Consider the following 11,562-nt stretch of genomic DNA (forward strand, 5'->3'; position numbering starts at 1 on the left):
GCACGGCCGCGTCAGGCGGCCCGGGTGAACCAGTCCAGAGCGAGCCCGGCCACCTCGGCCGGAGCGTCGTCGGTGATGAAGTGGGCGGCGTCGTCGACGAAGGCCAGCTCGAGCCGGTCGGCGTGCTGCTCCCGGTCGCGACACAGGTGCTCGAGGAGGTCGGGGGTGGTGGGGTGGTCGCGCCGCCCGAAGGCGACCAGCGTCGGCACCGTGAGCCGCTTGCGGCGGTAGACGCCGCGGGCCATCCGCATCGCCTCGGGCAGGACCATGCGGCGGACGAGTGGTCGCACCGCTGCGTCGACCTCGGGCCGGGCGAACTGGGCGAGGTGCGCGTCGACGGTCTCCTCCGACATCGGGTGCGCGGCGTAACGCTCGGAGAAGGTCGGGCGGAGCGATGCGCCGGGTCGGTGCCAGATGAAGGGCGGCAGGTGCTGGAAGGCCGGTGCGAGCCGAGGGCTGAAGCGGATGAAGGCCGGCCACACCGACAGCTGCACGGCGGTGCGGACCCGCTCGGGGTGGTCGTAGGTCAGCTGCAGGGCGGTGATGACGCCCATGTCGTGGGACACGAGGTGGACGCGCTCGACGTCGAGCGCGTCGAGCAGCGCGAGCAGGTCCCGGAGTCGCGACTCCCGCTCGACGCCTGGGTCGGCCGCAGCGGTCCAGCCGGCGCCGCGCAGGTCCGGGCAGAGCACGCGGTGGCCGCCCGCGGCGATGAGCGGTGCCACCTCGTGCCACTGCCACCAGTGCTCGGGGAAGCCGTGCAGCAGCAGGACGGGATCGCCCGCGCCCACGCTGGCGAGGTGGGTCCTGAGGCCGGCGGTCTCGACGACCTGGTGCTGGAAGCCCGGCGCCTCGGGCAACGGCGGCGACCAGGCCGAAGTGGGCGTGTCCATCGCGACCTCCCGCGTGTGGGTCGATACTATGTTCATAGTAGACCGCCACGAGGGAGGTGTCGATGCCTGCGGCCACCCGCGACCGAGCCCTCGAGGCGGCGGTGGAGCTGCTGGGCGTCGAGGGCGTCCGGGCTTTGAGCCATGCGCGAGTCGACGACCGGGCGGGGCTGCCGCCGGGGTCGACCTCGAACTGGTTCCGCACCCGCCGCGCCCTGCTCGGTGGCATCGTCGAGTGGATCGCCGAGCGGGACGTCGCGGACTTCGACCCCGCGTCGCTGCCTGTGGTCGCCGGGGTCGAAGACCTGGTCTCGGGACTCTCGGCGATGACCGAGCTCCAGTCCGGGCCGTACGCCGCCCGTACCCGGGCGCGCTACGCCCTCTTCCTCGAGCTCGCGGACGATCCGGGGCTCGGGGACCCGCTCCGGCGGCACCGGCGAAGGATCGCGCAGTGGCTCGAGCGCATCGTGACCGAGGTCGGCATCCCCGAGCCGGGTTCCGCCACCACGGCGCTCATGGCGCTGGGTGACGGGCTGCTGATGCACCGGCTCACGGTCGAGCCCGAGCTCGAGCTGCGACCCGTGATCGAGCGGGCGGTGCGGGCGCTGGCGGGGTGACCCCGTGCGCCCTCAGCCCTGCAGGCGGTTGAGCACCGTGGTCATGTCGTCCTCGGTGTCGCTGCCGATCTTCTCGAAGACGATCTTCATGATCGGGTCGGCGATCCTGGCCGCGCCGGAGAGCTCGATGACCGCCTCGTAGGTGATCCGGCTCCCGGGACCCTCGGGGTTGGGCACCACGGTGATCGTGTCGGTCGAGGTGGCGGTGTCGTTGCGCCCGACCAGGACGATCGTGTCGTGGGTCAGCGTCTCGAGCGTGTAGTCCAGCTCGGTGGTGATGCCGGCGATCTTCGACGTGTTGTGCCAGGTCGACCCGACCTGGACCGGGCCGGTGTCGGTGCGCACGCAGGACTCGGTGCCGGGGTCCCAGTCCTCGGCGTTGCTGAAGTCCTTGAGGTAGGCGAGCACCAGGTCGGGCGCGGGGCGGACGTCGAACGTACGGCTCACTGTCGTCATGCCTCGACAGTAGGCAGGTGCGGCGACGGCGCAGACCGCCCGCAGGGGTGCCTCAGCAGCCGGTCGCGGCGTAGGCCTCGGTGAGCTGGGCCTCGGCCGCGGTGAGGTAGCGCTCCAGCGTCTCGGCCGCGCCCGCGACGTCGCCGGACTCCAGGAGGTCGAGGATGCGGCGGTTCTCGGCGAGATAGGGCTCGTGGAAGGTCCGCGGCGCCGCCATCACGTGGAAGACCAGGCGCAGCTCGGCGAGCACGTGCCGCATCGACTCCTCCACCCGGGGGCTCCCCGCGAGGGCCGCGACCGCCTGGTGGAAGCGCATGTTGGCCGTGCCGACGTCGACCCACCGCCCGCCGGCGGCCGCGGACTCGCCCTCCTCCACCGCACGGCGTACGTCGTCGAGCGGGGCGTCGGCCGAGGTGGTGCGCAGCACCCCGCCCTCGACCAGTCGCCGGAAGCGGTAGAGGTCGTGGACGTCGTCGACCGTGAGGCGGCGGACGAAGACGCCGCGGTTGAACTCGTGGACCAGCAGCCGTTCGTGGGCCAGCAGGCGGAAGGCCTCGCGCAGGGTGTTGCGGGAGACGCCGAGCGCGACGCCGATGTCCTCCTCGGAGAGCCGGGTGCCCGGTGGCAGCCGACCCTCGGTGATGCGCGAGCGCAGGATCTCCGCGACCCGGCCGGCCGTGCTGGCACGGGTCAGGGCCGCCCGCTCCCCGGAGAGCTCCTCGACCCACGCGCTCGATGCCACGGCCCCAGTCTAGGGGCACGAGGGGATTGACAGATTGTTGAACAATCCCGCACTCTGGTGTGACGGGGCTCACCATGACCCACTCACCAGGACAGGAAGACCCATGGATCAGCAGGCGGATCAGCAGGCGAACCAGCAGGCGAACCAGCAGGCGGACCACCACGCGGCAGGTACGGCCGCCCGCGCCGGTCGAGGTGCCCTCGTCGGGGCGATGTTCCTCATGGCGACCAGCGCGATCGGTCCCGGCTTCATCACCCAGACGACCGTCTTCACCGACCAGCTCGGGGCCGCCTTCGCCTTCGCGATCCTGGTCTCGATCGTGGTGGACGTCGCCGTTCAGCTCAACGTGTGGCGCGTCATCGGCATCGCCGGCATGCACGCACAGGACCTGGCCAACAAGGTGGCCCCGGGTGCCGGCTACGTGCTGGCCGCCCTCGTGGTCCTCGGCGGCCTGGTGTTCAACATCGGCAACATCGGCGGCACGGCGCTGGGCATGAACGCGATGTTCGGCATGGACGTCAAGCTCGGCGGCACCATCTCCGCGGCCATCGCGATCGCGGTCTTCCTCAGCCGTCGCGCAGGCATGGCGATGGACCGGATCGTGGTGGTGCTCGGCATCGTGATGATCGCGATGGTGCTCTACACGGCGTTCGTCTCCGACCCGCCCGTCGGCCAGGCCCTGAAGCAGAGCGTGCTGCCCGACGAGGTCGACTTCCTCATCATCACCACCCTCATCGGCGGGACGGTCGGCGGCTACATCACCTACGCGGGAGCCCACCGGCTCGTCGACTCCGGCATCACCGGTCCCGATCAGGTCTCGCAGATCAGCCGCGGCAGCGTCACCGGCATCCTGGTCACAGGCGTGATGCGCGTGCTGCTCTTCCTCGCGGTCCTCGGCGTCGTCGCCGGCGGCGCCGCGCTGGCGGCCGACAACCCGCCCGCCTCGGCCTTCCAGCACGCTCTCGGCGACGCCGGCGTCCGGGTCTTCGGCGTCATCCTCTGGGCGGCGAGCATCACCTCGGTCATCGGCGCGTCCTACACCTCGGTGTCCTTCCTCAGCGGACTGCTCAAGGGCAACGAGCGCCGCCGCAACTACGCGGTGGTCGGCTTCGTCGCCCTGTGCGCCGCCCTCTTCCTGGTGCTGGGCAAGGCACCCGTCACGCTCCTGGTCCTCGCCGGCGCCCTCAACGGGCTGATCCTGCCCGTCGGTCTCGCCGTCATCCTCTGGGTCGCCGCCCGGCGCACGCACGACCTCCTCGGCGGCTACCGCTACCCGCGGTGGCTGCTCGCGATCGGTGCCGCCGTGTGGGTGCTGACCGTCTACCTGGGCTGGAACTCGCTGGGCGGCATCGCCGACCTCTGGGGCTGACGGGAGTGCCTGACATGACGACCGGCCCCACCAGCATCGACCTCAACGCCGACCTCGGCGAGGCCTTCGGCCAGTGGACCCTCGGCGACGACGACGGGCTGCTCGAGGTGGTGACGAGCGCCAACGTCGCCTGCGGCTTCCACGCCGGTGACCCCACCGTGCTCCGTCGCGCCTGCGGCCAGGCGGCCGAGCGCGACGTGGCCATCGGGGCGCAGGTCGGCTACCGCGACCTCGCCGGCTTCGGGCGTCGCTTCATCGACGTCGCCCCCGACGAGCTCACCAACGACGTGCTCTACCAGATCGGTGCACTGGAGGCCTTCGCCCGCGTCGCCGGCACCCGGGTGCGCTACGTCAAGCCGCACGGCGCGCTCTACAACGCGATCGTCCACCACGAGGCGCAGGCCACCGCTGTCGTCGACGCCGTGCTCCGCTACGACGCGACGCTCCCCGTCCTGGGGCTCCCCGGCTCGGTCTTCCTCGCCCTCGCGGCCGACGCCGGTCTGACGACGGTCGCCGAGGCGTTCGCCGACCGCGCCTACACCGCCGAGGGCACCCTGGTCTCGCGACGGGAGGAGGGTGCGGTGCTGCACGACGCCGAGGAGGTGGCCGCGCGCTGCGTGCGGATGGCCACCCACGGAGAGGTCGAGGCGATCGACGGTTCGCCGGTCGCGGTGCGGCCCGCCTCGCTGTGCGTGCACGGCGACAGCCCGGGTGCGGTGGCGATGGCCGCCCGCGTCCGCGCGTCGGTGGAGCAGGCCGGGGTGCGGGTCGCCCCCTTCGTCGGCGGCTCGGTCTGATGCGTCTGCTCCCGTGCGCCGACTCCGGCCTGCTCGTCGAGCTGGCCGACCTCGACGAGGTGCTCGCGCTCTACGCCGAGCTGGTCGACGACCCGCCCCCGGGCGTGGTCGACCTCGTCCCGGCCGCCCGCACCCTGCTGCTGCGGCTGGACCCCGCCGGCGCCGACCTCGCCGAGGTCGAGCGTGCGGTGCGCGAGTCCCGGCCGCGGCGCGGGGCGCGGCCCGACGTGGGCGAGGTCGAGATCCCGGTCGTCTACGACGGCCACGACCTCGCGGAGGTCGGCGAGCTGACGGGCCTCGGCGCCCGTGGCGTCGTCGAGGCCCACACCGGCCAGGAGTGGACGGTGGCCTTCGGTGGCTTCGCGCCGGGCTTCGGCTACCTCGTCGGCAGCGACGAGCGCCTCCACGTGCCGCGGCGTGCCACCCCCCGCACCAAGGTCCCGGCGGGAGCCGTCGGCCTGGCCGGGGAGTTCGCCGGCGTCTATCCGCGTGAGTCCCCGGGCGGCTGGCAGCTGCTGGGTCACACGCCGCTGCGGATGTGGGACCTCGACCGCGACCCGCCGGCACTGCTCCTGCCCGGCACCCGGGTCCGCTTCGTGGAGGCCTCGTGACCGCGCGCGCCCTCGAGGTCGTCGCCACCGGCCCGCTCGCCACCATCCAGGACCTCGGGCGGCCGGGTCTCGCCGCCTTGGGCGTCGGCCGTTCGGGTGCGGCCGACACGACCTCGATGGAGCTCGCCAACCGGCTCGTGGGCAACGAGCCCGGCACGGCATGCGTCGAGGTCACCTTCGGGGGACTGGAGGTGGTGGCCCACGGCGGCCTCACCGTCGCGCTCGCGGGCGCACCGTGCCCGATGAGCGTCGACGGCCGGCAGGTGGCCCCCCTCGCGGTGGTCTGGGTGCCCGACGGTGCGACTCTCCGGCTGGGCGCGCCCACGTCCGGCCTGCGCAGCTACCTCGCCGTGCGCGGCGGCCTCGACGTGCCGGCGGTGCTCGGCTCGCGCTCGACCGACACGCTGTCCGGCGTCGGTCCTGCCGTGCTCGAGCCCGGCCGGCGGCTGCGGGTCGGGCGCGCCACCCGACCCCTGCCCGGGGTCGACGTCGTGCCCGTGCGGGTCCCCGACCACGGCGACCTGTGGTTGCGCGTGGCGCGGGGGCCGCGCGCCGACTGGTTCACCGACGAGTCCTACGACGCCCTGCTGGCGACCCCCTACGAGGTCACCGCCGAGAGCAACCGGGTCGGCATGCGACTGAGCGGGGCGACGCTGGAGCGGTCCCGCGACGAGGAGCTGCCGAGCGAGGGCATGGTGCCCGGTGCCCTGCAGGTGCCGCCGTCGGGGCAGCCCACGCTGTTCCTGGCCGACCACCCGGTGACAGGCGGCTATCCCGTCGTCGCCGTCGTGGTCCGCGCCGACGTCGGGCTCGCCGCGCAGGCTCGCCCGGGACAACAGATCCGATTCCGCAGCGACGCGAGGTGAGCCCCATGACGATCGACGACCCCTCCCACCTGTCCCCACACGAGGCCCGAGCCCGGTTCCGTGCCGGGCTCCGGGTGCCGACCGCCGGGTGGTCGGCCGGCTGGACGCAGGCCAACCTGATCGCGGTGCCGCGCGAGGTGGCGTACGACGTGCTGCTCTTCGCGCAGCGCAACCCGAGGCCCTGTCCGGTGCTCGACGTGACCGAGCCGGGCGCCACGAGCAGCCCCCTGTTCTCCGGCGACCTGCGCACCGACCTGCCGGCCTACACCGTCTACGAGCACGGCGAGCTCGTCGCGGAGGTCGACGACGTCACCGACCTCTGGCGCGACGACCTCGTCGCCTTCCTGGTCGGGTGCAGCTTCACCTTCGAGGCCGCGCTCCTCGAGGCAGGGGTGCCCGTGCGGCACGTCGAGGCGGGCAGCAACGTGCCGATGTACCGCACGTCGGTCGAGTGCCGTCCGGCCGGAGCGCTCTCCGGTCCGCTGGTCGTCTCGATGCGTCCGGTCCCCGCGAGCCAGGTCGCGACCGCGGTCCGTGTCACGTCGCGCTATCCCGCCGTGCACGGCGCGCCGGTCCACGTCGGCGACCCGCGGGCCCTCGGCATCGCCGACCTCGACCGGCCCGACTTCGGGGAGCCCGTGGAGGTCCGTGCCGGCGAGGTCCCGGTCTTCTGGGCGTGCGGCGTCACCCCCCAGGCGGCCGTGATGAGGTCGCGGCCGGCGTTCGCGATCGGCCACGCGCCCGGCCACATGGCGATCACCGACGCCCGTGACAGCGACTACCTGGTGCCGTGAGGGGACTCAGGAGTCGAAGCCGAGCCCGGCCCGGTCGAGGGCGCGGAGGAACAGGTTGCGCCGGCCCTGGCGGTGGTCGGCCCGGTCGAGCGACCAGCGGGTGAGGTTGATGCCGAGCGACGCCAACGGCTCGGGCGGGAACGGAAGGGGTCGCTCGCGCACCATCCGCAGCTCGGTGCGCTCCGTCTGCTCGCCGGCCAGCAGGTCGAGCAGCACCTCGGCGGCGAAGCGCGTCGCGCCGACCCCGAGGCCGGTGAAGCCGGCGGCGTGCGCGACCCGGCCGCCGTGGGTGAGCCCGTAGAACGCGGTGAACTGCGTGCAGGTGTCGATCGCGCCCGCCCAGCGGTGGCTGAACCTGACGTCCTCGAGCTGCGGGAAGGTGGCCAGGAAGTGCGACGCCAGCCGTGCGTGGCTCTCCGGGCGGTCCTCGTGCCGGGCCCGCACCTTTCCGCCCCTCGGGTAGATCGCGTCGTAGCCGCCCCAGAGGATGCGGTTGTCGCTGGTCAGCCGGGAGTAGTGGAACTGGTTGGCCAGGTCGCCGAGGCCCTGCCGGCCCGCCCAGCCGACCGACGCCAGCTGCTCGGCCGTCAGCGGCTCGGTCATCAGGACGTAGTCGTAGACCGGGACCGTCATCAGCCGGTTGCGGCGCAGCAGCGAGGGGAACACGTTGGTCGCCAGCACCACGTGGTCGGAGGTCACCACGGCGCGGTCCGTGTGCACCTCGACCCGGCCCACCGACGTACGCAGCTCGGTGACCGCCGAGTGCTCGTGGACCTCCACGCCGAGGTCGGCCGCGACCCGGGCGAGCTCCAGGGCGAGTCGCGCCGGGTGCACGAGGGCGTTCTGGTCGGGCTCGAGCAGACCCGCGAGGAAGAGGGGGCTGTCGATCTCGGCGCGGACCGCCGGTCCGTCGAGGACGTGCGGTCCCTCGCCCAGCTCGTCGACCTGGTGCTCCTCGACCGCGACCGAGAGCGCCCCGGTCCGCTCCCACTCGCACGCCAGGCCGAGGTCGCGGACGTCGGCCTCGAAGGCGTCGAGGTTGGCGCGTCCGAGGCGGTCGAGGACGTCGTGCTCGTCGGGCCACCGGCTGCGCCCGTTGTCCTCGCCGTGGGTGATCGAGGCCTCGCAGAAGCCGCCGTTGCGGCCCGATGCCGCCCACCCGACGGTGCGTGCCTCGAGCAGGACGACCCGGCGCGCCGGGTCGCGGCGCTTGGCGTGCACGGCCGCCCACAGGCCGAGGTAGCCGCCGCCGACGACCGTGAGGTCGGCCGTCGTCGGTGCGGTCAGCTCGGGGTGGCGGGCCTCGGCGCCGGCGTCCTCCAGCCAGAAGACCGCCTGCCGGCTGCCCGCGAGGGCGCGCTCCACGACGCGGGGGTCGGGAGCGTTCCGCTCGTAGGCCGTCAGGTGGGAGGGCACGCCGGACAGTGTGTCAACCGGCGGCGGCGGTGAGCGCCTCGTCGAGGACGGCCAGCCCCTCGCGCGCCTCCTCGTCGGTGATCGTGAGCGGCGGCACCACGTGGATCCGGTTGTAGTTGGCGAAGGGCAGCAGGCCGCGCTCCTGGCAGCCCTTCACCACCGCGGCCATCTCGGGGCTGGACCCGCCGTAGGGCGCCAGCGGCTCGCGCGTGGTCCGGTCGCTGACCAGCTCGACGGCCCAGAAGGCGCCGGTGCCGCGGACCTCGCCGATCCACGCGTGCTTCTCCGCGAGGGCCCGCAGGCCGGGGCCGATCACCTCGGCGCCGAGCCGGTCGGCGCGCCCGACGACGTCCTCGTCCTCCATCGTGCGAATGGTGGCGACCGCGGCAGCGCAGGCGAGCGGGTGGCCGGAGTAGGTGAGACCGCCGGGGTAGGTGCGGTGCGCGAAGGTCGCGTGGATCGCGTCGCTGATCGCGACGCCGCCCAGCGGGACGTAGCCGGAGTTGACCCCCTTGGCGAACGTGAGCAGGTCGGGCGCCACGCCCCCGTGCTCGACGGCGAACCAGCGACCCGACCGGCCGAAGCCCGACATCACCTCGTCGGCCACGAGCACGATGCCGTGCCGGTCGCAGATCTCCCGGACGCCGGCGAGGTAGCCCGGGGGCGGCACCATGATCCCGGCGGTGCCGGGGATCGCCTCGAGCACGATCGCCGCGATCGTCGCCGGTCCCTCGAGCGCGACGACCTGCTCGAGGTGCTCGAGCGCGCGCTGGCACTCCTCCGCCTCGGTGGTCGCGTGGAAGGCGCTGCGGTAGAGGAAGGGGCCGAAGAAGTGCACGGTGCCGGTCGAGCCGTGGTCGCTCGCCCAGCGGCGCGGGTCGCCGGTCATGTTCACCGCGAGGTGCGTGCCGCCGTGGTAGCTGCGGTAGGTGGTGAGCACCTTGTGCCGGCCGGTGTGCAGCCGCGCCATGCGTACGGCGTGCTCGTTGGCGTCGGCGCCGCCGTTGGTGAAGAAGACGTGGTCGAGGTCGCCGGGGGTGTGCGAGGCGATCAGGCGGGCGGCCTCCGACCGGGTGCCGTTGGCGAAGGCGGGAGCGACGGTGGCGAGGTGCCCGGCCTGCTCCTGGATCGCTGCCACGATGCGCGGGTGCTGGTGGCCGAGGTTGGTGAAGACCAGCTGGGAGCTGAAGTCGAGGTAGCGCCTGCCGTCACCGTCCCAGACGTGGCTGCCCTCGGCGCGGGTGATCACCATCGGAGTGATCTCCGCCTGGGCGGACCAGGAGTGGAAGACGTGGGCGCGGTCGAGCTCGTAGGCCCGCGCGGCGTCGTGGGTGCCGGCGAGGTCGCTGGCGATCGTGGTCTCAGTCATTGCGCGGGAACCCCAGCTCGAGGCCGCCCTCGGGGCGGTTGGCCGGGTCGATCCACCGGGTGGTGACGACCTTGCCGCGGGTGAAGAAGTGGACGCCCTCGGTGCCGTGGGCGTGGGTGTCGCCGAACAGCGAGCGCTTCCAGCCGCCGAAGGAGTAGTAGGCCACCGGCACCGGGACCGGCACGTTGACGCCGATCATGCCGACCGTCACGTCGGCCTCGAAGCGGCGGGCCGCACCGCCGTCGTTGGTGAAGACCGCTGTGCCGTTGCCGTACTGGTTGGCGTTGACCAGCGCCACGGCCTCCTCGTAGGTCTTCACGCGGACCACCGAGAGGACCGGCCCGAAGATCTCCTCGGTGTAGATGTCCATGTCGGGAGTGACGTCGTCGAAGAGCGTCGGCCCGAGCCAGAAGCCCTCCTCGCCACCGCGGGCGGTGACGTCGCGGCCGTCGACCACGACCTTCGCTCCGGCCGCCTCGCCGGAGTCGATGAAGGAGCTGACCCGGTCGCGGTGGGCCTTCGTGACGAGCGGGCCCATGTCGGCCTCCTTCTCCCCGCCGGTGGCCTCGCGGCCGCCGTCGCCGACCAGGAGGGTGCGGGTGCGATCGGCGATGCGGGCGACGAGCTCGTCGCCGATCGGGTCGACGGCCACGAGCACGCTGATCGCCATGCACCGCTCGCCGGCGCTGCCGTAGCCCGCGTTGACCGCGGAGTCGGCGGCGAGGTCGAGGTCGGCGTCGGGCAGCACCACCATGTGGTTCTTCGCGCCGCCGAGGGCCTGGACCCGCTTGCCGTGCCGGCTCGCGGTCTCGTAGACGTACTCCGCGATCGGGGTCGAGCCGACGAAGCTGATCGCCTGGACCTCGGGGCTGGTGAGGAGCGCGTCGACGGCGGTCTTGTCACCGTGGAGGACGTTGAAGACACCATCGGGCAGCCCCGCCTCCTGCCACAGCGCGGCGAGCCAGTTGGCGGCGCTCGGGTCCTTCTCGCTGGGCTTGAGGACGACGGCGTTGCCGGCGGCGATCGCGATGGGGAAGAACCACATCGGCACCATCGCGGGGAAGTTGAAGGGGCTGATGATCCCGACCACGCCGAGCGGCACCCGCTTGGAGTGCACGTCGACCCCGGTCGAGGCCTCCTCGCTGTGACCGCCCTTGAGCAGGTGGGAGATGCCGCACGCGAACTCCACGACCTCGAGGCCTCGGGAGATCTCGCCCATCGCGTCGGAGTGCACCTTGCCGTGCTCGGCGGTGATGATCGCGGCGAGCTCGTCCTTGCGGCTGAAGAGCAGCTCGCGGAAGGAGAACAGCACCTGCGTGCGCCGGGCCAGCGACGTCGTGCCCCACGCGCCGGCGGCGCGGGAGGCGGAGGCGATGACGTGGGTGGCGTCGGCCTCGCTGGCGAGGGCGACACGTCCGGTCACCTGCCCGGTCGCCGGGTTGGTCACCTCGGCCCAGCCGGTCGGGGAGCCGGTCAGGCCGGCGCCGTCGACCCAGTGCACGATGTCAACAGTGTCGTCAGGGAGGGGCATGGGGTCATCCTGCTCGTCGTACGCCGTCGCGGCGGGTGTCGGATCGTAGGCTTTCGCGGCCTTGCTCGGACACTTCGTCACCCTGCCGCTGGGTAGGCTGCACC

Annotated in this window: 12 protein-coding genes; 6 read left to right on the plus strand and 6 right to left on the minus strand. The window is 73.1% G+C overall.

All coding sequences use genetic code 11. The annotated features are described in order from the left end of the window. Nucleotides 1–11 precede the first annotated feature (11 nt). Entirely contained in the window at nucleotides 12–893 is an 882-nt protein-coding gene (locus tag ASC64_RS07635; RefSeq protein ID WP_056906951.1) for an alpha/beta fold hydrolase, read from the minus strand. Between the two features lie 62 nt (nucleotides 894–955). Here ASC64_RS07635 and ASC64_RS07640 point away from each other — a divergent pair, with 62 nt between their 5' ends. After that, nucleotides 956–1,507 (plus strand): TetR/AcrR family transcriptional regulator, encoded by a 552-nt coding sequence (locus ASC64_RS07640; RefSeq protein WP_056907217.1) that lies wholly within the window; start codon nucleotides 956–958, stop codon nucleotides 1,505–1,507. A 12-nt stretch (nucleotides 1,508–1,519) separates the two neighbouring features. Here ASC64_RS07640 and ASC64_RS07645 read toward each other — a convergent pair whose 3' ends face one another. Continuing rightward, complete coding sequence (locus ASC64_RS07645) at nucleotides 1,520–1,963, minus strand: SRPBCC family protein (protein WP_056906952.1); 444 nt, start codon at nucleotides 1,961–1,963, stop codon at nucleotides 1,520–1,522. Nucleotides 1,964–2,015: 52 nt separating this feature from the next. After that, nucleotides 2,016–2,705: a GntR family transcriptional regulator gene (locus tag ASC64_RS07650; protein ID WP_056906953.1), complete on the minus strand. Its 690-nt coding sequence runs from the start codon at nucleotides 2,703–2,705 to the stop codon at nucleotides 2,016–2,018. 103 nt (nucleotides 2,706–2,808) lie between these two features. Between ASC64_RS07650 and ASC64_RS07655 the strand changes: the two genes are divergently transcribed. From ASC64_RS07655 to ASC64_RS07675, 5 genes are read left to right on the plus strand one after another with little or no spacing between them, the layout of a single operon-like run. Continuing rightward, nucleotides 2,809–4,074 carry an NRAMP family divalent metal transporter gene (locus tag ASC64_RS07655; RefSeq protein WP_082550282.1) on the plus strand — a complete coding sequence of 422 codons (1,266 nt, stop codon included), beginning with the start codon at nucleotides 2,809–2,811 and terminating at the stop codon, nucleotides 4,072–4,074. Between the two features lie 14 nt (nucleotides 4,075–4,088). After that, nucleotides 4,089–4,871, plus strand: a complete 783-nt coding sequence (locus tag ASC64_RS07660; protein WP_056906954.1) for a LamB/YcsF family protein — start codon at nucleotides 4,089–4,091, stop codon at nucleotides 4,869–4,871. After that, entirely contained in the window at nucleotides 4,871–5,482 is a 612-nt protein-coding gene (gene pxpB / locus ASC64_RS07665; RefSeq protein WP_056906955.1) for a 5-oxoprolinase subunit PxpB, read from the plus strand. The genes ASC64_RS07660 and pxpB overlap by 1 nt, the downstream gene beginning before the upstream one ends. After that, nucleotides 5,479–6,348, plus strand: a complete 870-nt coding sequence (locus ASC64_RS07670) for a biotin-dependent carboxyltransferase family protein (protein ID WP_056906956.1) — start codon at nucleotides 5,479–5,481, stop codon at nucleotides 6,346–6,348. The genes pxpB and ASC64_RS07670 overlap by 4 nt, the downstream gene beginning before the upstream one ends. 5 nt (nucleotides 6,349–6,353) lie before the next feature. Continuing rightward, on the plus strand, nucleotides 6,354–7,142 hold the full coding sequence (locus ASC64_RS07675) for a putative hydro-lyase (protein ID WP_056906957.1): 789 nt from the start codon (nucleotides 6,354–6,356) through the stop codon (nucleotides 7,140–7,142). Between the two features lie 6 nt (nucleotides 7,143–7,148). Here the strand turns inward: ASC64_RS07675 and ASC64_RS07680 are convergent, their stop codons facing one another. Genes ASC64_RS07680 through ASC64_RS07690 form a run of 3 tightly spaced genes read right to left on the minus strand, consistent with a single transcriptional unit; the run spans nucleotide 7,149 to nucleotide 11,458 of the window. After that, the gene (locus ASC64_RS07680; RefSeq protein WP_056906958.1) at nucleotides 7,149–8,558 is read right to left on the minus strand and encodes an NAD(P)/FAD-dependent oxidoreductase; all 1,410 of its coding nucleotides are present in this window, start codon (nucleotides 8,556–8,558) and stop codon (nucleotides 7,149–7,151) included. Nucleotides 8,559–8,571: 13 nt separating this feature from the next. Further along, the gene (locus tag ASC64_RS07685; RefSeq protein WP_056906959.1) at nucleotides 8,572–9,927 is read right to left on the minus strand and encodes an aspartate aminotransferase family protein; all 1,356 of its coding nucleotides are present in this window, start codon (nucleotides 9,925–9,927) and stop codon (nucleotides 8,572–8,574) included. Continuing rightward, entirely contained in the window at nucleotides 9,920–11,458 is a 1,539-nt protein-coding gene (locus ASC64_RS07690; RefSeq protein WP_056906960.1) for a CoA-acylating methylmalonate-semialdehyde dehydrogenase, read from the minus strand. Before ASC64_RS07690 ends, ASC64_RS07685 begins: the two co-directional genes overlap by 8 nt. Nucleotides 11,459–11,562: the final 104 nt, after the last annotated feature.

Origin of the sequence: Nocardioides sp. Root122 (assembly GCF_001425025.1) — a bacterium.
In the GTDB taxonomy this organism is placed as follows: Bacteria; Actinomycetota; Actinomycetes; order Propionibacteriales; family Nocardioidaceae; genus Nocardioides.